Annotated in this window: 27 protein-coding genes and 1 riboswitch; of the genes, 7 read left to right on the top strand and 20 right to left on the bottom strand. The window is 71.1% G+C overall.

Annotation, left to right across the window (positions count from 1 at the left end; all coding sequences use genetic code 11):
- Positions 1-112 precede the first annotated feature (112 nt).
- The 8 genes from ACWD04_RS17950 to ACWD04_RS17915 all read right to left on the bottom strand — a co-directional run bounded on the left by ACWD04_RS17950 (position 113) and on the right by ACWD04_RS17915 (position 6,215).
- Positions 113-472 (bottom strand): nucleotide pyrophosphohydrolase, encoded by a 360-nt coding sequence (locus ACWD04_RS17950; RefSeq protein ID WP_451132934.1) that lies wholly within the window; start codon positions 470-472, stop codon positions 113-115.
- Positions 469-1,677: an AAA family ATPase gene (locus tag ACWD04_RS17945; RefSeq protein WP_451132932.1), complete on the bottom strand. Its 1,209-nt coding sequence runs from the start codon at positions 1,675-1,677 to the stop codon at positions 469-471. Before ACWD04_RS17945 ends, ACWD04_RS17950 begins: the two co-directional genes overlap by 4 nt.
- A gap of 7 nt (positions 1,678-1,684) precedes the next feature.
- Positions 1,685-2,092 (bottom strand): cell division protein SepF, encoded by a 408-nt coding sequence (locus tag ACWD04_RS17940; protein ID WP_451132930.1) that lies wholly within the window; start codon positions 2,090-2,092, stop codon positions 1,685-1,687.
- Positions 2,093-2,167: 75 nt separating this feature from the next.
- Positions 2,168-3,475 carry a cytochrome P450 gene (locus ACWD04_RS17935; RefSeq protein WP_451132928.1) on the bottom strand — a complete coding sequence of 436 codons (1,308 nt, stop codon included), beginning with the start codon at positions 3,473-3,475 and terminating at the stop codon, positions 2,168-2,170.
- On the bottom strand, positions 3,472-4,086 hold the full coding sequence (locus ACWD04_RS17930; RefSeq protein ID WP_451132926.1) for a GTP-binding protein: 615 nt from the start codon (positions 4,084-4,086) through the stop codon (positions 3,472-3,474). Before ACWD04_RS17930 ends, ACWD04_RS17935 begins: the two co-directional genes overlap by 4 nt.
- Entirely contained in the window at positions 4,064-4,417 is a 354-nt protein-coding gene (locus tag ACWD04_RS17925; RefSeq protein WP_451132924.1) for a DUF742 domain-containing protein, read from the bottom strand. The genes ACWD04_RS17930 and ACWD04_RS17925 overlap by 23 nt, the downstream gene beginning before the upstream one ends.
- Complete coding sequence (locus ACWD04_RS17920) at positions 4,414-4,836, bottom strand: roadblock/LC7 domain-containing protein (RefSeq protein ID WP_451132922.1); 423 nt, start codon at positions 4,834-4,836, stop codon at positions 4,414-4,416. The genes ACWD04_RS17925 and ACWD04_RS17920 overlap by 4 nt, the downstream gene beginning before the upstream one ends.
- Positions 4,833-6,215: an ATP-binding protein gene (locus tag ACWD04_RS17915; protein WP_451132920.1), complete on the bottom strand. Its 1,383-nt coding sequence runs from the start codon at positions 6,213-6,215 to the stop codon at positions 4,833-4,835. Before ACWD04_RS17915 ends, ACWD04_RS17920 begins: the two co-directional genes overlap by 4 nt.
- Before the next feature lie 573 nt (positions 6,216-6,788).
- Here ACWD04_RS17915 and ACWD04_RS17910 point away from each other — a divergent pair.
- On the top strand, positions 6,789-7,682 hold the full coding sequence (locus ACWD04_RS17910; protein WP_451132918.1) for an SIS domain-containing protein: 894 nt from the start codon (positions 6,789-6,791) through the stop codon (positions 7,680-7,682).
- A gap of 68 nt (positions 7,683-7,750) precedes the next feature.
- Here the strand turns inward: ACWD04_RS17910 and ACWD04_RS17905 are convergent, their stop codons facing one another.
- Together ACWD04_RS17905 and ACWD04_RS17900 are read right to left on the bottom strand one after the other, a co-directional pair.
- Positions 7,751-8,305 carry a hypothetical protein gene (locus tag ACWD04_RS17905; RefSeq protein WP_451132916.1) on the bottom strand — a complete coding sequence of 185 codons (555 nt, stop codon included), beginning with the start codon at positions 8,303-8,305 and terminating at the stop codon, positions 7,751-7,753.
- Between the two features lie 201 nt (positions 8,306-8,506).
- Complete coding sequence (locus ACWD04_RS17900) at positions 8,507-9,382, bottom strand: transglycosylase SLT domain-containing protein (protein WP_451132914.1); 876 nt, start codon at positions 9,380-9,382, stop codon at positions 8,507-8,509.
- Positions 9,383-9,384: 2 nt separating this feature from the next.
- A riboswitch (cyclic di-AMP (ydaO/yuaA leader) is annotated at positions 9,385-9,545 on the bottom strand.
- A gap of 75 nt (positions 9,546-9,620) precedes the next feature.
- Here ACWD04_RS17900 and ACWD04_RS17895 point away from each other — a divergent pair.
- Positions 9,621-9,815: a hypothetical protein gene (locus ACWD04_RS17895; protein ID WP_451132912.1), complete on the top strand. Its 195-nt coding sequence runs from the start codon at positions 9,621-9,623 to the stop codon at positions 9,813-9,815.
- A 331-nt stretch (positions 9,816-10,146) separates the two neighbouring features.
- Here the strand turns inward: ACWD04_RS17895 and ACWD04_RS17890 are convergent, their stop codons facing one another.
- From ACWD04_RS17890 to ACWD04_RS17875, 4 genes are all read right to left on the bottom strand, one after another.
- The gene (locus ACWD04_RS17890; RefSeq protein WP_451132910.1) at positions 10,147-10,338 is read right to left on the bottom strand and encodes a ferredoxin; all 192 of its coding nucleotides are present in this window, start codon (positions 10,336-10,338) and stop codon (positions 10,147-10,149) included.
- Positions 10,339-10,392: 54 nt separating this feature from the next.
- The gene (locus ACWD04_RS17885; RefSeq protein ID WP_451132908.1) at positions 10,393-11,616 is read right to left on the bottom strand and encodes a cytochrome P450; all 1,224 of its coding nucleotides are present in this window, start codon (positions 11,614-11,616) and stop codon (positions 10,393-10,395) included.
- A 49-nt stretch (positions 11,617-11,665) separates the two neighbouring features.
- Positions 11,666-12,853, bottom strand: a complete 1,188-nt coding sequence (locus ACWD04_RS17880) for an NAD(P)/FAD-dependent oxidoreductase (RefSeq protein ID WP_451132906.1) — start codon at positions 12,851-12,853, stop codon at positions 11,666-11,668.
- Between the two features lie 89 nt (positions 12,854-12,942).
- Positions 12,943-13,590, bottom strand: a complete 648-nt coding sequence (locus ACWD04_RS17875) for a TetR/AcrR family transcriptional regulator (protein WP_451132904.1) — start codon at positions 13,588-13,590, stop codon at positions 12,943-12,945.
- 387 nt (positions 13,591-13,977) lie between these two features.
- Here ACWD04_RS17875 and ACWD04_RS17870 point away from each other — a divergent pair, with 387 nt between their 5' ends.
- Genes ACWD04_RS17870 through ACWD04_RS17860 form a run of 3 tightly spaced genes read left to right on the top strand, consistent with a single transcriptional unit; the run spans position 13,978 to position 17,163 of the window.
- Positions 13,978-14,373, top strand: coding sequence for a TOBE domain-containing protein (locus ACWD04_RS17870; RefSeq protein ID WP_451132902.1), 396 nt, complete (start codon positions 13,978-13,980; stop codon positions 14,371-14,373).
- 47 nt (positions 14,374-14,420) lie between these two features.
- Entirely contained in the window at positions 14,421-15,200 is a 780-nt protein-coding gene (gene modA / locus ACWD04_RS17865; RefSeq protein ID WP_451132900.1) for a molybdate ABC transporter substrate-binding protein, read from the top strand.
- 31 nt (positions 15,201-15,231) lie between these two features.
- Complete coding sequence (locus ACWD04_RS17860) at positions 15,232-17,163, top strand: ABC transporter permease (RefSeq protein ID WP_451132898.1); 1,932 nt, start codon at positions 15,232-15,234, stop codon at positions 17,161-17,163.
- A gap of 6 nt (positions 17,164-17,169) precedes the next feature.
- Here ACWD04_RS17860 and ACWD04_RS17855 read toward each other — a convergent pair whose 3' ends face one another.
- Entirely contained in the window at positions 17,170-17,622 is a 453-nt protein-coding gene (locus ACWD04_RS17855; protein WP_451132896.1) for a flavodoxin family protein, read from the bottom strand.
- Positions 17,623-17,722: 100 nt separating this feature from the next.
- Positions 17,723-19,990: a heavy metal translocating P-type ATPase gene (locus tag ACWD04_RS17850; protein WP_451132894.1), complete on the bottom strand. Its 2,268-nt coding sequence runs from the start codon at positions 19,988-19,990 to the stop codon at positions 17,723-17,725.
- A gap of 181 nt (positions 19,991-20,171) precedes the next feature.
- Between ACWD04_RS17850 and ACWD04_RS17845 the strand changes: the two genes are divergently transcribed.
- Positions 20,172-21,140: a hypothetical protein gene (locus tag ACWD04_RS17845; protein ID WP_451132892.1), complete on the top strand. Its 969-nt coding sequence runs from the start codon at positions 20,172-20,174 to the stop codon at positions 21,138-21,140.
- 253 nt (positions 21,141-21,393) lie between these two features.
- Here the strand turns inward: ACWD04_RS17845 and ACWD04_RS17840 are convergent, their stop codons facing one another.
- The 3 genes from ACWD04_RS17840 to ACWD04_RS17830 form a co-directional block, all read right to left on the bottom strand.
- Positions 21,394-22,722 (bottom strand): enolase C-terminal domain-like protein, encoded by a 1,329-nt coding sequence (locus ACWD04_RS17840; protein WP_451132890.1) that lies wholly within the window; start codon positions 22,720-22,722, stop codon positions 21,394-21,396.
- A gap of 53 nt (positions 22,723-22,775) precedes the next feature.
- The gene (locus ACWD04_RS17835) at positions 22,776-24,113 is read right to left on the bottom strand and encodes a gluconate:H+ symporter (RefSeq protein WP_451132888.1); all 1,338 of its coding nucleotides are present in this window, start codon (positions 24,111-24,113) and stop codon (positions 22,776-22,778) included.
- A 99-nt stretch (positions 24,114-24,212) separates the two neighbouring features.
- Positions 24,213-25,175: a 5-dehydro-4-deoxyglucarate dehydratase gene (locus ACWD04_RS17830; RefSeq protein ID WP_451132886.1), complete on the bottom strand. Its 963-nt coding sequence runs from the start codon at positions 25,173-25,175 to the stop codon at positions 24,213-24,215.
- A 107-nt stretch (positions 25,176-25,282) separates the two neighbouring features.
- Here ACWD04_RS17830 and ACWD04_RS17825 point away from each other — a divergent pair, with 107 nt between their 5' ends.
- Complete coding sequence (locus ACWD04_RS17825) at positions 25,283-26,071, top strand: IclR family transcriptional regulator (RefSeq protein WP_451132884.1); 789 nt, start codon at positions 25,283-25,285, stop codon at positions 26,069-26,071.
- Between the two features lie 39 nt (positions 26,072-26,110).
- Here ACWD04_RS17825 and ACWD04_RS17820 read toward each other — a convergent pair whose 3' ends face one another.
- A complete protein-coding gene (locus ACWD04_RS17820; protein ID WP_451132882.1) occupies positions 26,111-26,257 on the bottom strand; it encodes a hypothetical protein in 147 nt (48 codons plus the stop codon).
- Positions 26,258-26,433: the final 176 nt, after the last annotated feature.

The raw sequence follows: 26,433 nt of genomic DNA, 5'->3' as shown, positions 1-26,433 counted from the left end.
ACCCGTGTGAAAACCTTCTCACCTCTTCATTACCCACAGTGAAGGTAGAGGCACACGAAAGCCAGAGGAAAACGGAAATCTGTGGACAGGAAATCGGTTGTGCATAAGTCGATCACTCCGAAGAGTGACGATCTGTTGACTCGCTGCTGCCCGGTGCCGGGAAGCGTGCCTCGTTCCGGTCGATCTTCGCCGCCAGCTCCGCCAGAGCGTCGATGCCCAGGACCTCACAGAACTGCAGCAGATACGCCAGGACGTCCGCGACCTCGTCCGTCACACGGAACGCCGTGTCGGGGTCTTCCATCACTCTCGCCGACTGCTCCGGTGTCAGCCACTGGAAGATCTCGAGAAGTTCGGAGGCCTCCACGCTCAGTGCGGCGCAGAGGTTCTTCGGCGTGTGGTGAGGCTCCCAGGCCCGCGTCGCCGCGAAGTCGGCGAGCCGCCGTTGCAGTTGTGCTACATCCAGTTCCGTCACGGTGCCAGGTCTACCACTGTCACACCGGCCGTCCCGCGGGCCGCCGTCGCTGCCGCCTCACCGACCGTCCCCAGCAAGCGCATGTGCCCGCCCGCGCAGATCGACGCCGCCAGCGTCAGCAGTTCGTTGGTCTGCCGTACATCCAGGCTCCGGTCGAGCCCGTCGGCCACCACGGTGAGGACCTGTATGGCCGACGGCACCTCCGCCGCCGGGTCCACCGCCAGGACATGAGGTCCGGTCAGCAGCACGAGTGCGAACGCGAGATAGCGGAGTTCGCCGTCGCCGAGGCGCCCGATGGGTGTGCTGCGGCCCGGGCCCCGTCCGGCCAGAGCACGCACGGTCCCGTCCTCAAGGCTCTCCACGGTCAGTCCCGTCACCTCTCCCGCGCATCCGGCGTCCGCGCCGGCGACCAGCCGGGCGTGCTGCTGCGCGCATTGGCTGTGGGTGCGGTACAGGACTTCCGCGAGGTTGTCGCAGCACGAGGTCAGCCGCCCTTCCCCGACCGGCACCGCCGCACGCATCCGCTCCGGCTGCGGATCGCAGACGAAGGCGGACCGCAGGGCCACGACCACCTGCTCGGCGGCGGCCAGCACCCTCAGCTGCCCGTCCGTCACCCCCGCGACCCGCAACGGCAGCAGTGCCGTGCCCAGCCGGTCGTCGGGGAGCGGGGCCCGCGTCACCGGTACCGCCCCGCCGGTGTGCCAGGCGGCCTGGACCGAGTGACGGCGTGGGTCCCGCAGCGCCGTGCTCAGCAGGGTCTCGCCGCAGTCCGTCAGCCGCTCACCGACGATACGGAGCGCGGGCTCGGCCTGCACGGCGAGATCCAGTCTCGCCGGGCCGGCCGGGCCCTCCACCGTGCAGCCGAGCCTGAATCCGCGCCGCCCCTGCGGGTCGGCCCCGCCCCCTTCGGGCACCCAGGCCGCCGGGTCGGGGAAGACGTCCTCCAGAGTGTCCCCGGCGGCCAGCCGCGCCAGCGCCTCGTACCCGCGCAGGGCGGTCGACTTCCCGCTGCCGCTGCTTCCGGCGAGCAGCGTGAGCGGCCCGAGCGGGATGACGGTGCGGCGGTGCGAGGCGAAGGCGTTTAGCCGGAGTTCACCGACGAAAGGGCGGGCGGGGCGGGCCGCGCCGGGCGGCCGCCCCGAGGAGATCACAGTCATGAGCGGACCGTACGCACGCCCGTGAGCGGCGAACCGTTCCGCCCGCACGACCTTCCTACGATTGAGGTACGCCCGCCGCTGTGACCCCCTCGACCTCCATGCCGACCGGCGCGAGCAGGAAGACGTTGCGGTCCACCCGGTGCATCCCGCTGCCGAGCCCGAAGACCACGCCGCTGCTGAAGTCCAGGATCCGCTTGGCCACATCGCTCTCGGCGCCGGTCAGGTCCAGCAGGACCGGGATCTGTGCCACCAGGTACTCGGCCACCTCGCGCGCGTCCGCGAACACCTGGACCCGCAGAACGACCAGGCGCCGCTGCTCGGCCGACTCCCGTTGCTCAGGGACGGTCCTGTGGTCGACCCGGGACGGCCATTCGTTACGGCCCCTCAGGGGTACGACCTGGGCGAGCCCTTCCCATTGTTCGTCGGTGGCGTCGTACCTGTCGTACCTGTCGTACCTGCTCACAGAACCACCCCGTCCGTAAGCCGGTTGGCTGTGCGCCGGCTGCGCTCGCTGTTCATCGGGCAATTCTCTCGCCCCTCACCCGTTCGGCGTACCACCGACACGGATCGGAACGTGATCGGCGGCGTCCGGTGCGGCCGCGCCGCCACATTCAGGAAGCGTGTCGAGCGGTGTGAAACGCACCGGGAGGTGCGCCGGGGCACGGTGGAACGGGCCCGGCCGCCAGACCAGCGCGCCGGGCTCGACGGCCAGCTCCAGGTCGCAGAGCTGGCTGGTGAGCTGTTCGATCGCGGTCATCGCCATCAGCAGGGCGGGCTGCTTGGCCGGGCAGCGGTGCGGCCCCGTCGACCACGCCAGGTGGGCGCCGTCGCCGGAGCGCACCGCGGCATCCGAAGTGGAGGGAGGCGACTGCGTGTTGGCGGCGGCGAACGAGACCAGCAGCAGCTGTCCGGCGCGTAGCGGCACCCCGTGGAACTCGGTGTCGTGACGTGGGAAGTGCGCCCCCATGTTGGCCAGGGGAGGATCACGCCAGAGCACGTCGTCGATCGCCTCGTGCGCGGTCATCGCGCCACCGTGCAGGGATTTTCCGTAGCCGGTGTCGCTCAGCATGCGCAGCAGCGCGTTGCCGATCAGATTGGTCGTGGGGTCGTGGCCCGCGCTCATGATGAGTGTGATCTGGCGCACGGCCTCGTCGTCGTCGAGACCTGCTGGATGCGCGAGCAGGTAGGTGGTGAGGTCGCGGCCCGGGCGGGCCCGCCGTGCGGCGACCAGGCCGGTGACGACGCCGACGAGGTCGTCGTACGCGGCCGACGCGTCCTCCTCGGAGTCCATCATTCCGCCGACGCCCCGGACCACCCTGTCGGCGTCCTCCGGCGCCACACCGAGCGAGGCCGTGAAAACGTGCAGGGGGAGCCTGCGGGCGTACTGGGCGATGAGGTCACCGCTGCCGGTGGCCGAGAACGCGGCGATGAGCCGCTGCGCGACCCGGGCGACCTCCGCACGCAGCAGGTGGGGCTCGATCAGGGCGAGGGTGTCGTTGATGGCATCGCGGTAGCGGGCGTGGACGGCACCGTCGGTGAAGGCCGCGGTGGGCCGGTGGCCGAGCACGGGCAGGACCGGGGAGTCTGCCGGTACACCCGCCTGCCAGGCACGCGGGTCCTTGGTGAAGGTCTCGGTGTCCCGCAGCAGGTCGACGGCTGCGTGGTAGTCGGTGACCAGCATCGCGTCGACGTCCGGGGCTATGCGCACCCTGGCCAGCGGACCCTGGGCCCGCAGCCTGCGGTAGTGGCCGTGCGGGTCGGCGGCGAAGCCCGCGCCGTACAGCGCGAGCGGCTCGAGGAGCGATGCGGCGGCGCCTGGTGACGTGCCGGGCACGGGAGGGGTCATGAGGTTCCCTGCGATGCGGGCAGACGGGTCAGCGCGTGCTCGGCGAGGGCGATCAGGGCGTCGATGCTGCCCGGGCGTTCGCGGGCGTCGCACTGCACCAGCGGGGTGCGCGGATCGAGGTCGAGGTGCTTGCGCAGGACCTCGTCGGCGTGGGCGGGGGCGTCGGGGAACCGGTTCACCGCGACGGCGTACGGAAGCCCCTGCTCCTCCACCATGTCCATGACGGCGAAGGAGTCCTCGAGCCGACGGGTGTCGACCAGGACGAGGGCGCCGAGCGCACCGCGCGCGATGTCCTCCCAGAGGGGGAGGAAGCGCTCCTGGCCCGGGGTGCCGAACATGTAGAGCACCAGGTCGTCCTGCACGGTCAGCCGCCCGAAGTCGACGGCGACCGTGGTCGTGGTCTTCTCCGGAAGACCGGCGGTGTCGTCGAGTCCCGTACTGGACTGCGTCATCGCCTCTTCCGTGTGCAGGGTGGGAATCTCCGACAGAGTACGGATCAGGGTCGTCTTGCCCACGCCGAAGGGACCCGTGACTACGAGTTTCATCAGGGTCTCGGCGGCGCTCGGCAGGTAGCCGATGCCGCCCCGGTCAGTGGAGGGAACGGAGTCCAACGAGCAGCCTCTCGACGAGCGACCGGTCGATCTCACCGGTGCTGGGGATCGGTGGTCGAGCGTGCAGATGTCCTGCGGCCACGAGGTCCGTGGCCAGGAAGACCGTGGCGCTGACCGGAAGGTCCAGGTGGGCGGCGCATTCGACGACGGTGAGGGCCCCCGGCTCCAGGAGCTCGCACAGCCTGCGCTGCTCGGAACCGCTGTCCGGTGGCAGGGCCGAGTCCGTACGGATCACCACCGCGAGCCGGTCGAGCGCGGGACCGGTGGGCGCCCAACGGCCACCGGTGACCAGGTAGGCGGGAATCAGGCGGCGCCCTGGGCCGGGGGTCATGGCCGGGTGCGCGCGTCCGGCCGGCGGGTGGGGGCGTGCATGGCCCGGGTCAGCGCGGTGACCTGCACCTGCATCTGGTAAGCGATGTTCCCCAGGTGGGCGTCGGGAGCCGCGAACAGGGCCAGCGTGGTGTTCTTGCCGGCCGGTACGACGACGGCGAATCCCAGGTCGGACTCCACGACCGTCTGGGCCAGGCGCGGTGACTCGGCCTCGGTGAAGGCGGTGGTGAAGGCACGGGCCGCCGCGTGCAGGGTGGCCGTCATCGCGGCGACGCGCTCGGCGGACGCACGGTCCAGGCCGGGCGACGCGCCTTCGACGAGCCCGTCGCCGGTGGCGACCACGGCGTGCCGTACTCCGGGCAGGTCCAGCAGGGGAGTCAGCACCCAGGCGAGATCACCGGCGGTGGGGGTGGTGCTCACGTCTCGTCGTCTCCTTGGTCGTCCGATGGGGATGCAGAGGGCCCCGGGGGCCCGGGCGCCTTCCTGCCTCTGAGGGTGCCTTCCTGGAGGGCGGCCCAGGCAGCTCCGGCCCGCTCGGGCGTGCGGAGCGCGGCCTCCTCCACCGGCTGCTGCCGAGCCGTCGACGCCTGCGGGGAGGCCGTCCGGGGGGATCTGCGCCGCCGGGTGGGCAGTTCCGCCGGGCCCACCGCTCCCCGGGCGGCGGGGGCGGGTTCGGCCGGGGCCGGGGGCGCGTCGGGCTCGGCCGGTACGGGCGAGAGGCTTTCGGCAGCGGCCCCGGCCCCCCGCGCGTGCACCGGCTTCGGCGCGAGCACGGACAGCGTGCGGTCGTCGTCGATCACGGTCAGCAGATGGGCCGGGATACGCAGCATCGTGCGCATCCCCCCGTACGGCGACGCCTCGATGTGGCAGCTGAAGCCGTATCTCGCGATGAGCCGCCCCACCACGGCGAAGCCGGTCTGCGGCGGGTCGCCCAGCTCGGTGAGCAGCACCTCGGAGGGGCCGGACAGCAGTGCCCGGGCCCGCTTCAGCGCGTCGTCGTCCATGCCGATCCCGGCGTCGTCGACCAGGATCAGAGCCCCGCGCCCGGCGGCCTGCTGGACCGTCACCGGTACCTCGGTGTCCGGGTGCGAGTACGCCGTCGCATTGGCCAGCAGCTCGGCGAGCGCGATCGCGAGGGGTTCGGCGGCCCGGGCGACCAGCGCGAGCCGCTCCTGGCGCAGATGGTTGGCGACCTTGATCCGCTCGTACCCGGCGACCCGGGACTTGGCGCCGAGCACGACCTCGACGAGCGGGGAGTTCTGCCGGGCGAGTCCCGGCCAGGCGTCGCAGAGTACGGCCGTGGCCTGGGTGCGGCGCAGCGCCAGTTCGTTACGGAAGTCGAGCTGCAGGATCCGCGGGTCGTCGTACTCGTGCTGGAGTTCCTGCAGCAGGTGCTGCGACTGGTTGAGCAGTGACTGGATCTTGGCCGAGGTTCCGCGCATGGCCGAGCGCGCTGCCGCGTCGACGCGTCCGCGTTCCTCCAGAACCGCCGTGCGGGCGGCCTGTACGGCCTCGGTCAGCAGACGTGCGGCGTCACTCTCGATCTCTGAGGCCTCCCGGAGCCCGGGAACGCGTGCGGTCCGGTGGGAGAGTGCGGTCGCCGCGGCGGGTATCCGCTTCCGGGCGAGCTGGCGGATCTCCTCGGTGAGGGCGAGGGTGCGGGCCTCGGCCGCCTTGGCCTGACGCTCGATCAGTTCCACGCGTGCCGAGGCGGCGTACGCGTCCCGCGCGGCCTGCCGCATACGGGCGGCCGACCATAATGCCGCCGCGACGGCGGTCAGGGCCACGATCCATGCCATCACGGTGTCACCGCGTCCCTGTTGTCGGGGCGGGGGCGGGGTTCCACAGCGGGCCGCGCGGCGAGACGGGGAGCCCCCGGGCGGCCAGGCCGCAGCCCCGCTTCGGCGGCAACCGGACACACGGCCCCCCGCCGAAGTCCCCGACGTCCCCACCCCTGATCGGCATGGGGCGATTATGCCGACCGAGATCCGGCCGCGCGTTCGAACTCGGCCATCGCGCAGGCCCGATGGCGTGGAACTACCCTTCGCCCGGCCCACCCACCGGCCACCGGTGGCCGCCCGAGGTTGCCGCAGATGCACCTCTCAGGGGATTTTCTACCTGATGTACAGGCATATCAGCCGTCAACTTCGCACGATGGCGCGGATATCCCCACGGGGATGACGGAACCGGATTGAGCCGTCCACCTACCAAGCTTGACTGAAAACAGCCGCCGCGAAGAACAGGGGACCTCGATCAGTTTGCTTGTTCTTGCTCGATTATCCCATCCGACATGCAGTATTGAACACGCGGGCATCGATTTCACCCAGCCCCACCCCACCAGGTGCGAACAGCAGCGGAAGCGGAGTGCGGACATGTCGCATGTCGAGACCGAGACAGCCGGCCAGCCGGAGTGCTGGCGCCGCGCCGCGGAGGTCGCTGTCGACCGGATGCGTGCCCTGCCCGCCACCGGTGAGCGCGTCGCCGTCGTCGGCTGCGGGACGTCGTACTACATGGCGCAGGCGTACGCCTCGCTCCGCGAGGCCGCCGGGCAGGGCGAGTCGGACGCGTATGCCGCCTCGGAATTCCCCTTCGGGCGCGCGTACGACAGGGTCGTCGCGCTGACGCGTTCAGGTACGACCACCGAGGTACTCGATCTGCTCACCCGGCTGCGGGGGACCACCCGGACCGTCGCCGTGACCGCCGACCCGCACACCCCGGTGATGGCTGCCGCCGACGACGTGGTCGTCCTCGACTTCGCCGACGAACGGTCGGTGGTGCAGACGAGGTTCGCCACCACCGCGCTGACCCTGTTCCGTGCCCATCTCGGGCTGCACACCGAGGACGTCGTACGGGACGCCGAGACCGCCCTGGCGGAGCCGCTGCCCGCAGGGCTCCTGGAATGCACCCAGTTCAGCTTCCTGGGGCGCGGCTGGACGGTCGGGCTCGCCAACGAGGCGGCGCTCAAGATGAAAGAGGCGTCCCTGTCCTGGACCGAGTCGTACCCCGCGATGGAATACCGCCACGGCCCCATCAGCATCGCCACGACCGGTACCGCGACCTGGATGTTCGGCACCGCTCCGGAAGGACTACGGGAGCGGGTGCTGGCGACCGGGGCCCGTTGGGTGGAGAGCGGCCTGGACCCGCTGGCCGACCTGGTCCGGGTCCAGCGCCTGGCGATCGCCCGCGCGGCGGCCCGTGGCCTCGATCCCGACCTGCCGCGCCATCTGACCCGCTCCGTGGTGCTCGACGCGGCAGCGGGGGCCTGAAGCGGTCAGGGCATGCCACGCACCGGGCCGATGAGCAGCCCGGTACGCGGCCGTGACCGTGACGCGGGTCAGGCCTCCTCGAAGTAGGCGTCCAGCGCCTCGTCGAGCTCCGCCGTCCACGCCTTCAGGTCGCTGCGGGCGCCCGCCTCGACCTCGGCGTTGAACCACCGGCGGCTCGACAGGTGGACGGTTACGGTGAACCGGCGCCCGAAGCGGCCGGTCTTGACCTCGACCGCCCCGATCTCGGACCAGTCGAACTCCGCCTCCTGGTCGTCGAGCCGGAAGCGGACGCCCTCGGCGTCCGCCCTGATGGATCCGCGCCGGTCGCTGACCTCGAAGACGGGGCCGTCCCCGTCACCGGCGCCCTCACGCGTCGTATCGACGCCCGGGGCCGCGTCCTCCGGGGCCGCTTCGTCGGCGGCCGCGGAATCGTCCACGGCCTCCTCGGCCACCCCCTCGGCATGAGCGTCCACGATCTCGGCCTTCGGGTTGCGCTCGGGCGCCGCCTTCTCCGCTTCCGCCTCCGTCCGCGCGGGGGCAGGGGCCGTCAGGCCGGGGATGTACGCCGGGTCTGTCCCCGCGGCGAACTCGGACTTGATCTTCGAATCTATGCGCTGCTCCACGGCGGGCAGTATGGACGACGAACCTGTACGAGACCAGTCGCCCGGGTCCGGCCGGCCGGTCGCCGGTGCGCCGGCCGCCGTGGCGCGACCCCCTCCGGAAACGACTGACGGGTGGTAGGGGTTCCGCCGAACCCGTACCACCCGTCAGTCCTGTCCCTCTGTCACACGCCCGCGCGCCGGCGGTTTCGCCTCGGCGAGGACTCAGTAGGCCGAGAAGACGTTGTCGATCGAGCCGTACTTGTCAGCGGCGTAGTTGCACGCGGCCGTGATGTTGGCGACCGGGTCGTAGCTGTCCATCGACGTACCGGGCACGTGGTAGGCCTGGAAGGTCGGGTCGATGACCTGCAGCAGCCCCTTGGACGGGATACCCGCCGCCGCGTTGGAGTCCCAGTTGTTGATGGCCATCGGGTCACCCGAGGACTCGCGGATGATGTTGCGGTGGATCCCGTCGTAGCTGCCGGGGATGCCCTGCTCGGCCATGATGGCCAGCGACTCCTTGATCCAGCCGTCGAGGTCGTTCGTGTACGTGGCCGTCTCGGCGGCGGGAACGGCCTCGGTGGCGGGAACGGCTTCGGTGGCGGGCGCGCCCTCGGCGGCGACGGGGGTGCTCGCACGCTCCGAACGGTCGGCGCGGTCAGCGCTCTCCTCGGCCCGGTCGGACGCCTTGGATTCGGCCTTCTCGGCCTTGTCCGCCGACTTGTTCTCGGCCTTGGCACCGATGGTCAGCTGAAGACCGGGGCGAATCAGGTCGGGGTTTCCACCGACAACCTTCTGATTGGTCTCGTACAGGGCCTTCCAGCCGCCGCTGACAGAATGCTCACGGGCGATCTTGGCGAGGGTGTCGCCCACGACGACGGAATAGGCGCCGGTCTCGGACTTCTGCGCGGCAATTCCCTTGCCGGATACGGCAGTAGACGTCGCCGCCTTTTCGACGGCGGTCGGCTGGGCCGGGGCGGCGAAGGCGCCGGTCGCACCGATCACAGGAAGGGCCAGGGCGGCTCCACCCGTGCTCACGGCGATGATACCGCGGGTCAGTGAACTGGCCCTGTAACGACGGTGCTTACCATTCTCGGGCATGCTGAATTCCTCTCCGTCGCCTGCGAAGTGAGCTGTCGGGTTCGGACTGGAGATGTCCGGTCGCATACGAATGCGACTTCACCCCGAGCCGCTCCGGAAACCGGATCGGCGCTTACTTGGGTCCCCCGCTCCTGCCGCACGAAGAAGTGGTCGGGTAACCGGACGGCGGCAGGATTAGGCGTTCCGTCCGGAGTGATGGCGACCGTAGGCGAGAAATAGGGAAAGGAACAAGCCCGGCATGGTGATCACAATTCATCCGGAAGATCAATTCACGGGAATTCATGTAATCCACCCCACATCGCGCCGGCCATTCCCGTTGGCACAGAAGGGAACCGGCTGCCGCACCCCCGCGTCCGGGGTGCGCGAAGTGACCCTGGTCACGGAGTCCGATTCGGGCGCTTTGTTCCCGATCGAAGAGGGTCAGGTCGCATGAAATGGCCTTTTATGGATTACGGGATTAATTTAAAAAACCAGACCAAATCGGACATGCGGCTCATGAGTGCGACCGCCATGACCGACGTACTGATCGCTGCCGCAGCCGCCGGCATTCCGGTCCATGACCTCGACGACCCGGCTGCCGTTCGATGGGTGGGGCCGGGCGGCGAACTCAGCCGGAAGCCGCACTGGGCGACCGTCCGGGCGCACCACGGCGACAAGGGACGCGCCGCGGCACAGCAGTGGCCCGCAGCAGCCCGTAAGGGTTTGCTGCGGGCCACTGCGGACCGAGGCCCGTCCCCCGCCGTCCGCCGGCCGGCCGCCTCGCGTCAGTCCTGGATCATGATGGCGAGTGCCGGGCACACGGCCGCGGCCTGCTGGACGTCGTCGGCACGGTCCGAGGACGGCGTGGCGTCGAGCAGTACGGCGATGCCGTCGTCGTCCTGGTCGAACACGTCGGCGGCGGCGACCACGCACTGTCCGGACGCCACGCACTTGTCCTGGTCGAGGATCACCTTCATGAAGACTCCTTCGTCGTCGGTGTCACTGTGCGGCGGGGTGTGGGGGGTGCACGGTCACCACGCCACGGGCAGTTCGTGGACGCCGTAGACGGCTCCGTCGTGCTTGAACGACAGCTCCTCCAGCGGGGCGTCCAGACGCAGCGTGGGGATGCGACGGTAGAGGGTGCTGTAGACGACCTGCAGCTCCATGCGCGCCAGCGGCTGACCGAGGCACTGGTGCACGCCGAAACCGAAGGCCACATGACGCCGGGCGTCGCGCCGGAGGTCGAGCCGGTCGGGGTCGGCGAAGACCTCGGGGTCACGGTTGCCGATGTCGTTGGGCACGATGATTCCCTCGCCCGCCCGGATGACCTCGCCCGCGATCTCGATGTCCTCCAGGGCCACGCGACGGCGGCCCCCGTGGGTGATGTTGAGATAGCGCAGCAGCTCCTCGACGGCACCGGAGACCACGGTGGGGTCCTCGGTGTCACGCAGCAGCGCGAGCTGGCCGGGATGCTCGAGCAGGGCGAGGGTGCCCAGAGCGATCATGTTCGCCGTGGTCTCGTGTCCGGCGAGCAGCAGCAGGACGCCCATCTCGGCCGCCTCACGGCGGGACAGTTCACCCGCCTCGACCCGGGTACCGAGTCCTGACAGGAGGTCGTTCACGGGCCGGGCTATCTTGTGACCCATCAGCTCGTCCAGATAGCCGATCAGATTGCCGTGGGCCACGGCCCGTACCTCGGGATCCGCGCTCCGGCTGATGAGGATCTTGCTGTTCTCCTGGAAGAAGTCGTGGTCGGCGTACGGCACTCCGAGCAGTTCGCAGATGACGAGCGAGGGAACCGGGAGCGCGAACGTCTGGACGAGGTCGGCCTGCGGGGGCCCGGCCAGCATGTCGTCGATCAGTCCGTCCACGATCTTCTGGACGGCGGGGCGCATCGCCTCGACCCGCCTGATCGTGAAGGGCGCCGTCACCATCCGCCGCTGGCGGGCGTGTTCGGGGTCGTCCATCAGGATGAAGCTGAAGCTCGTCCCCTTCACCGGTGCCGAACTGGGATAGCCGGGCCGGGAGATGTCGGCACTGATCCTCGGATCGGCGAGGAGCGCGCGCTGATCGGCGTAACGAGTCACCAGCCAGGGCGTGGTCCCGTCCCACAGGCCGACCTTCCTGAGCGCCCCCTGTTCCTGCTCGGCCTTCAGGGCGGGCGGTGGGTCGAACGGACAGCCCGTCGCGCGGGACATCGGCCATTCCGGGGCCGGGGGCGTGAGCGCCTCTTCTGTGCCTGTCGTGCTGGTCATCGCTTCCTCACTTCGTCGTGCGGTGGGAGTGACGTGTCCTCGGCCGCTGTCACGGCGCGGAGGTTTCCAGGGACGGGACGGGACCGCCGATCTCCTGGCGGCGCAGCCGCGCCTGCTTGGGCATGTTCCAGCCGAGGACTCCGGTGACCTTGCCGTCGCGTTCGTAGCGGACGACGAAACGTCCGCTCGTGGGGTCGCCGTCCACGACGGTCGCCCCGGCGTCCGGACCGAGCCGGCCGTGGGCCTGGATCCGGGCGTCGAACTGGTCGGTCCAGAAATAGGGCACGGGGGTGTAGGGCCGGTCCGCGCCGAGGATGTTGTCCGCGACGGCGAGGGCCTGCTCGGTGGCGTTCGTGCGGTTCTCCAGGCGCATGGGGACGTCGAACAGTTGGTGGTGCCAGGCCGCCACGTCCCCTACGGCGTAGATCCCCTCCGCCGCCCGGCACCGGGAGTCGCAGACGAGGCCGTCATCGATGCGCAGCCCACTGCCCGTCAGCCATCCCGTCGCGGGTTCGCCCCCTATCGCGACGACGACCACATCAGCCGGAAGCACCTCTTCCGTGTCCAGACGCACTCCGGTCACGCGGCCCTGGGCGGTGGTCAGTCCGCTGACCGCGTGGCCCAGCCGCAGACGCACCCCGTGCCCGGCGTGCAGTGCGGCGAGCAGATCCGACACCACGGGCCCGAACTGGTCCAGCATGGGTGCCGGCCGAGGACCGGCCAGGGTGACGTCCAGCCCCATGGCGCGCGCGGTGGCGGCGATCTCGGAGCCGAGTACGCCTTCCCCGACCACGACGAGCCGCCGCGATGTCAGAAGTCCTGCCCTCAGGGCGAGGGCGTCGTCGAGTGTCCTGAGTACGTGAACGCCTTCGGCGGCCGGCTGCCCGGGCAGGGTCCTCGGCCGCAGTCCGGTGGCGACGACGACGGCGTCGGCGCTCAGTTCGCGGCCCGACTCCGTGCGTACCGTACGGCTGTCCGGGTCGAGGCCGACCGCCGGGTCACCGAGGAGGAATGCGGCGTCCAGCGCCGCCAGCGTTTCGGGCGTCCGCAGGTGAGCGGTGTCAGGGGCCCTGCTGCCGGCCAGCACGTGTTTGGAGAGGGGCGGGCGGTCGTACGGATGGTGCCGCTCGGCGCCCAGCAGTGTCAGCTCACCCTGGTAGCCCTTGCGGCGCAGTGCCTCCGCGGTGGTCAGCCCGGCGGCGGACGCGCCCACCACGAGTACGCGGGAGGGGGTCATGGTGGGTGCCTCTGTTCTCGGCCCCGGCGGCCCGGATGCTGGCGCCGGAGCACGGGTTTCGGGGTCGGGTGGGGTGATCCGGAGGGCCGTCAGCGGCAGGGTGTGACCGGTGCCATCCAGAGCCCGACGACGGCGTCGATCAGACCGGTGGCGGTGTCGTGCCAGGTCGTGCGGGGTGTGGAGGTGTTTGCGGCGAGTGCGCGTTCACGCTCCGCGCAGGTGTGGAGGATCAGGTTGCGCGACATGGCGGCCCGCTCGACGTGGACGTCGACCGGCAGGTCGGGCAGGCACCTGTTCAGCCCGTCGAGGGCCTGCAGCGTCGGCGGGCAGGCGAGCGACTCCTCGGCCATGATGTCCTGCAGCGCCGGATCGGTCATGACCTGGGCACAGAACCGTGCGAACCAGGTGGGGCTGCCGAGCGTGGCCAGGTGCTCGGTGGTGGGTCGCACCAGGCAGGCCACCCACTCCCCTATGTCCGTCGGGTCCTCGATGCGGACCAGCAGGCGGGCACGGGCCTCCTCGATCTGCCGGCTGTGCTTCCGGGTGATCGCCCGCACCAGATCGGCCTTCGTCCCGAAGTGGTAGCCGACGGCGGCGTTGTTGCCCTGTTCCGCGACCTCGCTGACCCGGCGGTTGGACACCGCGTAGACGCCGCGCTCGGCGAACAGCCGCTCCGCTGCGTGGAGAATCCGCTCCCTGGTCCCGGTGATCTGCTCGGCCCGCGCCGTCCGTTCCATTGGTCGTCTCCTCGGTCGAGGGCCTCTCGGAGCGTCCAGGCAAGCCGCCGCCAACTCATCGGTCAAGCAACTGATTTAAAGATGGCCGAGATGCTCACACGTCCACCACGGGATGGCTGCGGAGACCTGCGGTGCCCGTGCCACCTGGGGCGATCGGTCTGCGGGCGGCAGTGGTCCGGTCTTCCGGCTCCTGTTGCCCAGGCATGACCTGTCGGCTCCGGGAACCCGGGCGTACGGCTCCGCGAGACCCCGGAATTGGCGCAAAGCCGCGCTACGGCGCGCACCTGACCGGGGAGTGTCCCGCATCACTCGCCAGAAATCGCGCCTGCGAGGTAAAACTCGTACCTGCACTGTAAATGCGAGTGTGAACCATCTATCGTGGCGCACATGCAGTCCTACACCATCGGGCAGGCGGCACGTCTCCTCGGCGTGAGCCCGGACACGGCCCGCCGCTGGGCGGACGCCGGCAGGGTCACGACCCATCGCGACGGGAGCGGGCGCCGTCTCATCGACGGCCGTGACCTGGCCGCCTTCTCGATCGAGGTCGCCCAGGCCGGTCCCGGCGAGGGCGAGGTCCCCTACACTTCGGCGCGCAACGCCTTCCCGGGCATCGTCACCTCGGTGAAGCTCGGTGACATCGCGGCCCAGGTCGAGATCCAGGCCGGCCCGCACCGCCTCGTCTCGCTGCTCACGCGTGAAGCCGTGGAGGAGCTGGGACTCGAGGTCGGCGTGCAGGCCACGGCTCGTGTGAAGTCGACCAGCGTGCACATCGACCGCGCCTGACGCGGCAGCCGCCGACGAGCGGCGGCTCCTACCGAGGAGTTCCCCTGATGCTTTTCCCTCTCACCGGCCGCCGGGCCGGCGCCGTGGTCCTGCCGGCGGCCCTGCTCGCCACCCTGGCCGCGTGCGGCGGCGAAGCCGACGGCAAGGACTCCGCCGCGCCGAAGACCGAACTGACCGTGCTGGCCGCCTCCTCGCTGACCGATGTCTTCGTGGCCGCCGGTGCCGCGTACGAGAAGGGGCACCCCGGCACGAAGGTGACGTTCTCCTTCGCCGGGTCGCAGGAGCTCGCCGCCCAGGTCGGGCAGGGCGCTCCCGCGGACGCGCTCGTCACCGCCGACACCAGGACCATGGACGGACTGACGGCGGACACCGGCAAGCCGACGGTCATCGCGAAGAACCGCCTGGTCATCGCCACCGGCCAAGGGAACCCCGAGAAGGTCGAGAGCCTCACGGATCTCGCCGATCCCGCGCTCAAGGTGGTCCTGGCCGCCCCCGAGGTACCGGTCGGCCGCTACGGCAGGGACATCCTTGACGCCCAGAAGATCGACGTGAAGCCGGTCTCCCAGGAACCCAACGTCCGTGCGGTCCTCAGCAAGGTCGAGCTCGGGGAGGCCGACGCGGGTCTCGTCTACCGGACGGATGCCGCCACCGCCACCGACAAGGTCGACGCGATCGACATCCCGGACGCGCAGAACGCCATCGCGTCCTATCCGGCCGCGACACTGAAGTCGTCCGGGAACACCGAGGCCGCAGCCGCGTTCGTGTCCTGGCTGTCCACGCCCGAGGCACAGAAGATCCTCCAGGCCGCGGGCTTCCAGAAGCCGTGACCCGGCCAGGCCGGACTCGTAGGGAAACGCGTTGAAACAGCTCCGCAGCCGCCCGTCCGGCACCCCGCTCACCCTGGCGATTCCCGCCCTGCTCGCCGTCGTGTTCCTGGTGCTGCCGCTGGCCGGCGTCCTGGCGCGAACGTCCTGGGGCGACCTCGGCGCTCATCTGACGAGTCCCGGCACCACACAGGCCCTGAAGCTGTCGCTGCTGGTCTCCGCCTGGGCGCTCGTGCTCTCGCTCGTGCTGGGCGTGCCCCTGGCCTGGCTGCTGGCCCGCGTCGACTTCCCCGGCAAGGCCCTCGTGCGCTCGCTCGTCCTGCTGCCGATGGTGCTGCCGCCGACCGTAGGCGGCGTGGCGCTGCTGCTGGCGTTCGGCCGGCGGGGGCTCCTCGGGCCCTGGCTGGAGGGCACGTTCGGCATCACCCTGCCGTTCCACACCTCGGGCGCGGTCCTCGCCGCGACCTTCGTCGCGATGCCGTTCCTCGTCATCAGCCTCGAAGGGGCCCTGGGCGGTCTGCATCCACGATACGAGGAGACGGCCGCCTCCCTGGGCGCCTCCCCGGTGCGTGTGTTCTTCACCGTGACCCTGCCCATGGTCGCCCCCGGTCTGGCCGCGGGCGCGGCACTGACCTGGGCTCGGGCGCTGGGTGAGTTCGGCGCGACCATCACCTTCGCCGGCAATCTGCCGGGCACCACGCAGACTCTTCCCCTGCAGGTGTATCTGCTGCTCCAGGACTCCCCCGAGGCGGCCACCTCCGTCTCGCTGCTCCTGCTCGCCGTCGCCATGGCGGTGCTCGTCGCCCTGCGCGGACGCTGGGCCGGCGCGCCCCGCTCCACCACGGCCCCGCACCGCCCCGTCGAGGAGCCCGGCCCGGAGCCCGCCGCGGGCGGCCCGCCCGCCCCCGCCGCGCTCCCCGCGCCCCGCGAGAGCTGGCCGCTGCACGCCGAGATCACCGGCTTCACCCAGCTCACCCTGGATGCGGAACCGGGCACGACGATCGCCGTCGTCGGCCCGAACGGCGCGGGCAAGACCACCCTGCTGCGCGCACTCCTCGGACTGACGCCGCGCGCCCACGCCGCTCTGCGCCTCGGGAACATTGACACCGGCGGCCTGCCCCCGCACCGGCGGGACGTGGCGTGGGTCCCGCAGGACGGCGCCCTCTTCCCGCACCTCTCCGCGCTGGCCAACACCGCCTACGGGCTCCGCGCCCACGGCGTACCGCGCGCCGAGGCCCGGCGCGGCGCCCGGCAGTGGCTCGACCGTCTCGGTGTCGGGCACCTCGCCGCCCGTAAGCCCTCCCAGCTCTCCGGCGGCCAGGCCCAGCGTGTCGCGCTCGCCCGCGCGCTGGCCGCGCGCCCCCGACTGCTGCTCCTTGACGAGCCGCTCGCCGCCCTCGACCAGACCACCCGTGCCCATGTACGCCACACCCTGCGCACCCACCTCGACGGCTTCGGGGGCGTCTGCCTGATCGTCACGCACGATCCCGTCGAGGCCGTGTCGCTGGCCGACCGCGTCCTCGTGCTCGATGAGGGCCGGGCCCTGCAGGACGCGACGCCCGGCGAGGTCACCCGCCATCCGCGTTCCCCCTGGGTCGCCCGGATGCTCGGCCGCAACGCCTGGCCGGGCACAGCCACGGCCGACGGCCTCCGGCTGTCCGGCGGAGGCCACCTCGTCGCCGCGGAGCCGCTGCCCCCGGGCACCCCCGCCCTCGCGGTCATCGGCCCCGAAGCCGTCTCCGTCCACCGCGACAGGCCGGGCGGCAGCCCGCGTAACGTCTGGCCGGGTACGGTCCGCGAGATCACCGCCAGCGGCAGCCGGCTGCGCGTCCTGATCGCCTCCACCGAGTCACCCGATCTCGTCGCGGAGATCACCCCGCAGGCCGCCGCCGAACTCGGTCTGGCCGAAGGGGTGCCGGTCTGGACCGGTGTGAAGGCGACCGAGGCGACCCTCGTCCCGCGGTAGGCCCCGTCAGTCCATCAGTCCGGCTGCGAGCGTCGCCCCGAGTTCCCAGCACGCCTCGGTGTCGTCCTTGCCCGGCTCACCGGTGACGGTCACGGCGTCGGCGGCGCGACGCCAGCCGAGGCCCGTCGTGATCGTCTCGATGCCCCGTACGGCGCCGGTGACGTCGTTCCCGCCGTGCACGTAGTAGCCGAAGGGCCGGCCCTTCGTCCCGTCCAGGCACGGGTAGTAGACCGTGTCGAAGAAATGCTTCAGGGCGCCGGACATGTACCCGAGGTTCGCCGGGGTGCCGAGCAGGTAGCCGTCGGCGGCGAGTACGTCGGACGCCGTGGCGGAGAGGGCCGCTCGCCGCACGACGCGTACGCCTTCGATGTCCTCCGTCGTCGCACCGGAGACCACCGCCTCGAACAGGGCCTGGCAGTTGGGCGAGGGCGTGTGATGCACGATCAGCAGAGTGGCCACGCCCGAACCCTGCCGCCCGGGCCCGTCGGACGCAAACCGCAACGCCCCGTGCCCCGCCCTCGTGTGCTGCGGGGGCGGGGCACGGGGCGTCCGGACGGCTTCAGACGGCGGCGCGGAAGCCCCGCAGGCGCAGGCTGTTGCCGACGACGAAGACCGACGAGAAGGCCATGGCCGCTCCGGCGATCATGGGGTTGAGCAGGCCGGCCGCGGCGAGCGGGAGGGCTGCCACGTTGTACGCGAAGGCCCAGAACAGATTCGAGCGGATCGTGCCCAGCGTCCTGCGGGAGAGCCGGATCGCGTCGGCGGCCACCCGCAGGTCCCCGCGTACGAGAGTCAGGTCGCCGGCCTCGATGGCGGCGTCCGTGCCGGTCCCCATGGACAGGCCCAGGTCCGCCTGGGCGAGCGCCGCGGCGTCATTGACGCCGTCGCCGACCATGGCGACGCTTCGGCCTTCCGCCTGGAGCTTCCGGACGACTTCGGCCTTGTCCTGCGGCATGACTTCGGCGATGACCTCGTCGATTCCGACCTCGGCCGCGACGGACGCGGCGACCGCCTTGTTGTCGCCGGTCAGCAGCACGGGCGTCAGCCCGAGGGCGCGCAGCCGCCGGACCGCTTCGGCGCTGGTCTCCTTGACCGCGTCGGCGACCTCCAGGACCGCGTGCGCCTCGCCGTCCCAGGCCACCGCGATCACGGTCCTCCCGTCCTTCTCGGCCAGGTCCTTGGCGTTCCTGAGCTCTTCGGGAAGCTCGATCGCCCATTCGGCCAGCAGCTTCTCGCGGCCGACGAGGACGGTGTGGCCCTCTACGACACCCTGGACTCCCAGGCCCGGAACGTTGGTGAAGTCCTCGGGAGCGGGCAGCACGCCCAGCGTCCCGGCGGCGCCCTCGGCGACGGCCCGGGCGATCGGGTGTTCGGAGGAGTGCTCCAGCGCGCCCGCGAGGCGCAGCACGTCGGCCTCGTCCGTGGCCTTTGCGGTGTGGACCTTCAGCAGCGTCATACGCCCGGTGGTGACGGTGCCCGTCTTGTCGAGGAGGATCGTGTCGACCCGGCGGGTGGTCTCCAGGACCTCCGCCCCCTTGATCAGGATGCCGAGCTGGGCCCCGCGTCCGGTGCCGACCAGCAGGGCGGTGGGCGTGGCCAGGCCCAGTGCGCAGGGGCAGGCGATGATCAGTACGGCGACGGCCGCGGTGAAGGCCGCGGTGAGTCCGGCGCCCGAGCCGAGCCAGAAGCCGAGTGTCGCGAGCGCCAGTCCGATGACGACCGGCACGAACACGGCGGAGATCCGGTCGGCCAGGCGCTGCGCGGCGGCCTTGCCGTTCTGGGCCTCCTCCACGAGCGCGGCCATCCGGGCCAGCTGGGTGTCGGCGCCGATCCTGGTGGCCTCGACGACCAGGCGGCCGCCGGCGTTGAGGGTCGCACCGGTGACGGAGTCACCGGCGGCGACCTCGACGGGCACCGACTCGCCGGTGAGCATCGAGACGTCGACGGCGGAGGAGCCCTCGACCACGATTCCGTCCGTGGCGATCTTCTCGCCGGGGCGGACCAGGAAACGGTCCCCGACGCTCAGGCCGGCGGTGGGCAGGGTGATCTCGCGGCCCTCGCGCAGCACCGTGACCTCCTTGGCACCCAGCTCCAGGAGCGCCTTGAGCGCGGCGCCTGCCTTGCGCTTCGAACGGGCCTCGAAGTACCGGCCCGCCAGGATGAAGGCCGTGACACCGGCGGCGGCCTCCAGATAGATGTTCCCCGCTCCGTCACTGCGGGTGATCGTGAATTCGAAGGGATGCGTCATCCCCGGCATCCCGGCCGTTCCGAAGAAGAGCGCCCACAGCGACCACAGGAACGCGGCCGACGTACCGACCGAGATCAGGGTGTCCATGGTGGCCGCACCATGTCTGGCGTTGGTCCAGGCGGCACGGTGGAAAGGCCAGCCCGCGTAGGTGACGACCGGGGCGGCGAGCGTGAGGGAGAGCCATTGCCAGTACTCGAACTGGAGGGCCGGGATCATCGCCATCGCGATGACCGGTGCGGCGAGCAGGACCGCGGTGAGGAGCCGCTGGCGCAGGGTCCGCAGCTCGATATCGGCGGGCTCGTCCTCGCTCCCGGTTGGCGCACCGGTTCCGCCGGGCTCGGGGCGGGGCGGGGCCGGCCGCTGAGCGGTGTAGCCCGTGGCCTCGACGGTGGCGATCAGGTCGTCGACCGAGATGTCCTCGGCGAATGCGACCCTGGCCTTCTCCGTGGCGTAGTTGACGGTGGCCTCGACGCCCTCCATGCGGTTGAGCTTCTTCTCGATCCGCGCCGCGCACGAGGCACAGGTCATGCCACCGATGGCGAGCTCGACCCGGGTGTCACCTGAAGTCGTGGAAGTCATTTCCTGCTCCTCGTCCGAACGGGACCCAGTATACCCCTCATGGGTATCCGTCTCACTTCAGGTATACCCCCCACCCGTATCTATGACAAGCTGGGACGGGACAGCGCGCACATACCCCTGGAGGGTATACGCTCGAGGCGTCGGACCCTTGAGCCTCCGCACAGAGAGCACTGGAGCAGCCATGAACCCCGCCGCCAAGACCACTGCGTTCACCGCCGCACTCGCCGCGTCCTTCGGTGCCGCCTACGGCCTCGGACTCGCCGTCGGCCCCGAGGCGGGAAGCACCAGCGCCTCCGAACACTCCGGCCGCACGAAGAACACCGCGTCCCCTGCGGGCGACGGCCGCACGGATCCTCCCGCCGGGGGTCTCCAGATATCCGAGGGCGGTTACACGCTCGATCTCAAGACCCCGCGGATGAAGGCGGAACAGCAGAGCGAGCTGCGTTTCGCCATCCGCGACCGGGCCGGCCGGAAGGTCACGGCATTCCAGCGCGAGCACGACAAGGAACTCCATCTGGTCCTCGCCTCACGCGACCTGGTCACCTACCGCCACCTGCATCCCACCCGGGCGGCCGACGGCACCTGGAGCACCCCCGTCAAGCTGCCCGCAGCAGGCGATTACCGGGTCTTCGCCGACTTCACGCCCGCCGGCGAGAACGCCGACAACCTCACTCCGGGCGCGGACCTGGCCGTCTCCGGGCCGTACGAAGCGGCGGAACTCCCGAAGCCCGCCCCGACGACCACGGTCGACGGATACACGGTCTCCCTGAGCGGCACCCTGCGCCCGGGCTCACCGGAGCGCGTCACCTTCACCGTGCGGAAGGACGGCCGGGCCGTCTCCGGCCTGCAGCCCCATCTGGGGGCGTACGGACATCTCGTCGCCCTGCGCGCCGGCGATCTCGCCTATCTCCACGTCCACCCCGACGGCGAACCCGGCGACGGCTCGACCGAGCCCGGGCCGGGCGTCTCCTTCACCGCGACGGCGCCCAGCTCCGCCACCTACCGGCTGTTCCTGGACTTCAAGCACGAGGGCACCGTCCGGACGGCGGCCTTCACCGTCCCGTCCGGAGCGGCGGCGGAGACTCCCTCCCCGACCGCGCCCACGGACGGCTCCTCGGGCGGCCACGAGGCCGGCGGTCACGGGCACTGACGCGCCTCAGCCCTCGACGTGCCGCAACGGCCGGCGGCCGACGGGCAGAACGCCTTCGTGCACACGTGGACGGCGGAGCTCATGGCGACGGCGGCCCGGCTGTCCTGACGGGTCGCGGGCGGGTCGGCGAGGGCCGGCCGGCCGCCGCCCGCTCCTCACGCCATGGACTGTCCGGCGGACCACCACGGTCCGCCGGACAGGACCTGCCCTGCCGGGCCCGGACGGGACGTGCCGCACCGGGCCCCGACGGGGCCTACCTCACCAGGCAGGGCCGCTTGGCGTCGAACGTCCAGCCGGGTACGAGGTACTGCATGGCGTCGGCGTCGTCCCGCGCCCCCAACGCCTTCTGCTGGTACAGCTCGTGGGCCGCGAGGAGGCGGTCCATGTCGAGCTCGACGCCCAGGCCGGGGGCGTCGGGTACGGCGATCTCGCCGTCGGCGATGCGCGGCGGGCTGACGGTGAGCCGCTCCAGGCCCTCCTGCCAGATCCAGTGCGTGTCCAGGGCGTTGTACTCGCCCGGGGCGGCGGCCCCGCAGTGCGTGATCATGGCGAGTGAGATGTCGAAGTGGTTGTTGGAGTGGCATCCCCAGGTCAAGCCCATCGCGTTGCACAACTGGGCGACGCGCACCGACCCCTGCATGGTCCAGAAGTGCGGGTCGGCCAGCGGGATGGAGACGGACTGCAGGGCCAGGGCGTGGGTCAGCTGCCGCCAGTCGGTGGCGATCATGTTGGTCGCGGTCGGCAGCCCCGTCGCACGGCGGAACTCGGCGAGGACCTCCCGCCCCGAGTAGCCGTCCTCCGCCCCGCAGGGGTCCTCGGCGTAGGCGAGCGTTCCCACCAGCGGGGAGCACAGCTCGACCGCCTCGCGCAGTGACCAGGCGCCGTTCGGGTCCAGGGTGATGCGCGCGGCGGGGAAGCGGTCCTTGAGCGCGCGCACGGCCTGGACCTCTTCCGCGCCCGCGAGGACTCCGCCCTTCAGCTTGAAGTCCCGGAAGCCGTAGAGGTCGTGGGCGGCCTCGGCCTGGCGGACGATGGCCTCGGGTGTGAGGGCCTCCTCGTGCCGGACGCGGTACCAGTCGACGTCGGAGCCGGGTTCGCGGACGTACTCCAGGCCGGTGCGGCCGGGGTCGCCGACGTAGAAGAGATAGCCGAGCACCCGTACGGAGTCCCGCTGTTGCCCGTCGCCCAGCAGCGCCGCGACCGGTACGTCGAGGTGCTGGCCCAGCAGGTCGAGCAGGGCCGACTCGACGGCGGTGACGGCGTGCACGGTGGTGCGCAGGTCGAAGGTCTGGGCGCCTCGTCCGCCCGAGTCGCGGTCCGCGAACCGGCTCCCGATCTCGCGCAGGACGCGCTTGTGGTCGCCCACCTTCGCGCCGAGGACCAGGGACTCGGAATCCCGCAGGGTCCGGGTGATCTGCTCGCCTCCGGGCACCTCCCCCAGTCCCGTACGGCCCTCGGAGTCCTTGAGGACGACGATGTTGCGGGTGAAGAAGGGGCCGTGGGCCCCGGAGAGGTTCAGCTCCATGCAGTCGCGGCCGGCGACGGGATAGACGGCGAAGTCGGTGATGGTCGGCTGGTTCATGCTGGTCGGGTCCCTTGGGTACGAGAGAGGGCGGCGGGCCGGGAGCGGAGGTTTCAGAGGCTCAGGACGTCGAGGGCCCACTCGGCCGCAAGGACGCCGCCGAGGCCGAGGACGGCGAGGACGGTCGTGTAGCCGGTGCGGACCTTGATCGCCTGGATGACCGAGAGGTTGAAGTACTCCTTGAACAGCCAGAATCCCGGGTCGTTGACGTGGGAGAAGGCGATCGATCCGCAGGAGACGGCGAGCACCATCATCTCCGGGTGGACGCCGCTGCCCGCGAGGAGCGGCAGCACCACACCGGAGGCGGTGACCACGGCGACGGTCGCGGAGCCGAGCGCGATGCGGAGGATGGCGGCGATGAGCCAGGCCAGGATGATCGGCGAGATCGCCCAGTGCTCGGTGATGTCCTTGATGTAGTCGGATATCCCGCCTTCGACGAGGACGTTCTTGAAGGCGCCGCCCGCCCCGATGACCAGGAGGATCATCGCCATCGCCTTGGCCGCCGAGGTGCAGGAGGCACTGACGTCGGCCAGGCTGCGGCCGATCCGCGGTCCGAACGCCCAGGCCGCCAGGAGGAGGGCCAGCAGGAGCGCGATCGGTGCCGAGCCGATGAAGGCGATGCCGTGCAGGAAGGGGCTCTCGCCGGATGTGAGCATGTCGGTCACGGCCGCGCCGGCGATCAACGCCACCGGGAAGAGTGCCACGAACAGCGACCAGCCCATGCCGGGCATTTCCTCGTCGGTGAACTCGCGCTCACTGACCAGGCCCGTGGGTATGGAGGGGTTCATCGCCTTGACGAACGGCAGGCGCGGCCAGAGGAGTGCGATGAGCGCACCGATCGGTACGGCGATGAAGAGACCGTAGAAGAGGGTGTGGCCGACGGAGGCGTGGAAGGTCGCGGCCACGGCGGTGGGACCTGGGTGCGGCGGCAGGAAGCTGTGCATCGTGGACAGGGAGATCGACATCGGCAGACCCACCCAGAGCAGGTTCACCCCGGTGACCCTGACGAGCGTGAACGCGATCGGCACGATGATGATGAAGGCGACCTCGTAGAACATGGTCACGCCGATGAGCATGGACGTGACCACCATGGCCAGCTGGACCCCGCGCGGCCCGAAGGCGTCGAGAAGCTTGCCCGCGATCCGCTGGGCCGCTCCGGAGTCGCCCATCACCCGGCCGACCATGGCGCCGAGGCCGATGGTGAGCATGGTGTCGCCGATCTGGTCCCCGATGCCCGCCGAGAGGATGTCCGGGATCTCGATCGCCGGGATCCCCTGGACCAGTGCGACGCCGATCGCCACGAGCAGGAGCGCGGCGAAGCCGTTGAGTTTCATGCGGGTCATCAGGATCAGCAGCACCAGAACGCTGATCCCGACCACGAGGAGCGGCATGTCAGTTCCCCTTTGAACTGTCGGTCTGTCGGTCTGTCGAACCGCCGGCCCGCGCCGACCCTGGCCGGGAGCCGTGGGCCGGCGCGATGGGAGCGCGGTTCAGGCGGTTCGGCGGCGGGCGGCGCCGACCAGGTCCAGCCCGGCGTCGAGGATCTTCTTCAGGTCGGCGAGGTCGGCCGGGACGGGGTCGGTGAGCGGGGCACGCACGGGGCCCACCGGGAGTCCGCGCAGCCGGGCCGCGGCCTTGACCAGGGACACGGCGTAGCCCGGGACCCGGTCGCGCAGCTCGACCAGCGGTACGTAGAAGTCGCGCAGCAGCTTCCGTGTCACCACGTCGTCGTCGGCCCGCAGCGCGGTGAAGAAGGCGTCGGCGATCTCGGGTGCGAACGCGTGGACGGCCGAGGAGTAGGCGGGGACGCCGACGGTCGCGTACGCGCGCGCCTGGATCTCGGCGGTCGCCGCGCCGTTGAAGAACAGGAAGCCGTCCGGTGCGGCGAGGGTGAGGCGCTGGAGCCGGTCGAGGTCGCTGTGACCGTCCTTGAGCCCGATGACGGTGGGGATCTCGGCGATCCGGCGCACGCCCTCGGCGTCGAAGGTGACCTGGCCGCGCTGGTACGCGATCAGCGGCAGCCGCGTGCCCGCCGCGATCCGGCGCAGCTGCTCGATCAGACCGTCCTGCGGGGCCGCGACGAGGTAGTGGGGCATGACGAGCAGGGCGTCGGCTCCGGCCTCCTCCGCGATGCGGGCAAAGCGCAGCGCCTGCGCCCAGCCGTAGCCGGTACCCGCGACCACGGGCAGCCGGCCGTCGGCGGCCTCGACCGCGGCCCGGACGACCGCTCGGTACTCGTCCTCGTCGAGCGCGCTGAACTCGCCCGTTCCGCAGGCCGGGAACAACGCACCGGGGGCGGTGGCCACCTGGGCGGTCAGGTATTCCCGGTACGACTCCACGTCGAGGCTGCCGTCGTCCCGGAAGCTGGTGAGAGGGAAGGCCAGCACCCCGCCCGCCATGCCTTCCCGCAGGCGCTGAGTGACGTCATCGGTGTCCGCACTGAACCGCTCCACAAGTCTCATCCTCATATGCAGATGGCGTACATGTATGAGAACGGAGGCTAAGCGGGTGGACGCAGCGCGGTCAATGGGCGTGACCATGCGGATTTAAGATGGGAGGCATGCCGGAGAACAGCGGGGTCCGTGGGGTGAAGTCGGCATCCCGCACCGTCGCGCTGCTCGAACTTCTCGCCGCCCGGGGCGACAGCCCGGCCCGCCTGGACGAACTCGCCGAGGAACTGGGCGTGCCACGCAGCAGCATGTACCAACTGCTGCGGACCCTCATCGACTGCGGCTGGGTGCGCACCGACAAGACGGGCTCTCTCTACGGCATCGGCATCCGCGCCCTGCACACGGGGACGAGTTACCTGGACAGCGACCCGCATGTGCGCGCGGCCCGGCCCTATCTCGACGAGGCGTCGGACACACTCGGCGAGACGATCCATCTGGCCCGGCTCGACGGCGCCAGCGTCGTCTACCTCGCGACGCGCGAATCCCATGAATACCTGCGCACGATCAGCCGGGTCGGCCGCCGGATCCCGGCCCACGCCGGAGCGCTCGGCAAGGCCCTGCTCGCCGAGCGCCCGGACGACCGACTCCCGCTCCCTGAAGGCTCCCTGACGCCCCGCACGAAGAACACGCACACCGAGCACGTCACGCTGCTCGCCGACCTCGCCGGCGTGCGCGAGCGCGGCTACTCCGTCGACCGCGAGGAGACGGTGACGGGCATCGCGGGCTTCGGCTTCGCCCTGCGGTACGACTCACCGGCCGTCGACGCCATCAGCTGCTCGGTACCGGTGGCGCGGCTCAGCGAGGAGCACGAGGCCCGGGTGGTGGCGGTCATGCGGGAGATCCGGACGAAGATCGAGAGCACCCTGTCCCCTGCCTCGGGCGCCCCCGACTGGCGCTGACCGCCGACCCCGCGTGTGTGAACGGGCGCCCTGTCGTTGTCAGTTGTTCCGGTGCCCCTCCAGACGCGCACGCAGCAGGTCCGGGCCGGTGGCGGTGGTGCGGGCGGCGGCCGGGCCGGCCGGCCAGGGCTTTCGTTCCATCATCCCGGCTCGGGCGGGTTCGAGCCGGGCATGGGGGCGCCGCATGGTGCCGGCACCAATTTCTATTCCACGCACGGCGGAGCCGCCAAGCGTCACCGCAGGGCCGGGGCGGGCAGCGCTCGACGCGCCTGCGGGGTGATCCACCGCACCCCGGAGAGCGGAGCGGAGCGGGGGCCGTCGCGTTCGACGGCCCCCGTTCCGGACGTGCGGCAGCGACGCCG

The sequence above is a fragment of the Streptomyces sp. NPDC002911 genome (genome assembly GCF_053591835.1).
This window is presented reverse-complemented; position numbering and strand designations above follow the sequence as displayed.

What these genes read in the sequence shown, in the direction of transcription:
- ACWD04_RS17935 (WP_451132928.1), bottom strand. Translation starts at nt 3,475, where the DNA reads ATGACCCCTCCCGTGCCCGGCACGTCACCAGGCGCCGCCGCATCGCTC.
- ACWD04_RS17925 (WP_451132924.1), bottom strand. Translation starts at nt 4,417, where the DNA reads ATGACCCCCGGCCCAGGGCGCCGCCTGATTCCCGCCTACCTGGTCACC.
- ACWD04_RS17915 (WP_451132920.1), bottom strand. Translation starts at nt 6,215, where the DNA reads ATGGCATGGATCGTGGCCCTGACCGCCGTCGCGGCGGCATTATGGTCG.
- ACWD04_RS17910 (WP_451132918.1), top strand. Translation starts at nt 6,789, where the DNA reads ATGTCGCATGTCGAGACCGAGACAGCCGGCCAGCCGGAGTGCTGGCGC.
- ACWD04_RS17900 (WP_451132914.1), bottom strand. Translation starts at nt 9,382, where the DNA reads ATGCCCGAGAATGGTAAGCACCGTCGTTACAGGGCCAGTTCACTGACC.
- ACWD04_RS17895 (WP_451132912.1), top strand. Translation starts at nt 9,621, where the DNA reads ATGGTGATCACAATTCATCCGGAAGATCAATTCACGGGAATTCATGTA.
- ACWD04_RS17890 (WP_451132910.1), bottom strand. Translation starts at nt 10,338, where the DNA reads ATGAAGGTGATCCTCGACCAGGACAAGTGCGTGGCGTCCGGACAGTGC.
- ACWD04_RS17885 (WP_451132908.1), bottom strand. Translation starts at nt 11,616, where the DNA reads ATGACCAGCACGACAGGCACAGAAGAGGCGCTCACGCCCCCGGCCCCG.
- ACWD04_RS17880 (WP_451132906.1), bottom strand. Translation starts at nt 12,853, where the DNA reads ATGACCCCCTCCCGCGTACTCGTGGTGGGCGCGTCCGCCGCCGGGCTG.
- ACWD04_RS17875 (WP_451132904.1), bottom strand. Translation starts at nt 13,590, where the DNA reads ATGGAACGGACGGCGCGGGCCGAGCAGATCACCGGGACCAGGGAGCGG.
- ACWD04_RS17870 (WP_451132902.1), top strand. Translation starts at nt 13,978, where the DNA reads ATGCAGTCCTACACCATCGGGCAGGCGGCACGTCTCCTCGGCGTGAGC.
- modA (WP_451132900.1), top strand. Translation starts at nt 14,421, where the DNA reads ATGCTTTTCCCTCTCACCGGCCGCCGGGCCGGCGCCGTGGTCCTGCCG.
- ACWD04_RS17850 (WP_451132894.1), bottom strand. Translation starts at nt 19,990, where the DNA reads ATGACTTCCACGACTTCAGGTGACACCCGGGTCGAGCTCGCCATCGGT.
- ACWD04_RS17845 (WP_451132892.1), top strand. Translation starts at nt 20,172, where the DNA reads ATGAACCCCGCCGCCAAGACCACTGCGTTCACCGCCGCACTCGCCGCG.
- ACWD04_RS17840 (WP_451132890.1), bottom strand. Translation starts at nt 22,722, where the DNA reads ATGAACCAGCCGACCATCACCGACTTCGCCGTCTATCCCGTCGCCGGC.
- ACWD04_RS17835 (WP_451132888.1), bottom strand. Translation starts at nt 24,113, where the DNA reads ATGCCGCTCCTCGTGGTCGGGATCAGCGTTCTGGTGCTGCTGATCCTG.
- ACWD04_RS17825 (WP_451132884.1), top strand. Translation starts at nt 25,283, where the DNA reads ATGCCGGAGAACAGCGGGGTCCGTGGGGTGAAGTCGGCATCCCGCACC.
- ACWD04_RS17820 (WP_451132882.1), bottom strand. Translation starts at nt 26,257, where the DNA reads ATGCGGCGCCCCCATGCCCGGCTCGAACCCGCCCGAGCCGGGATGATG.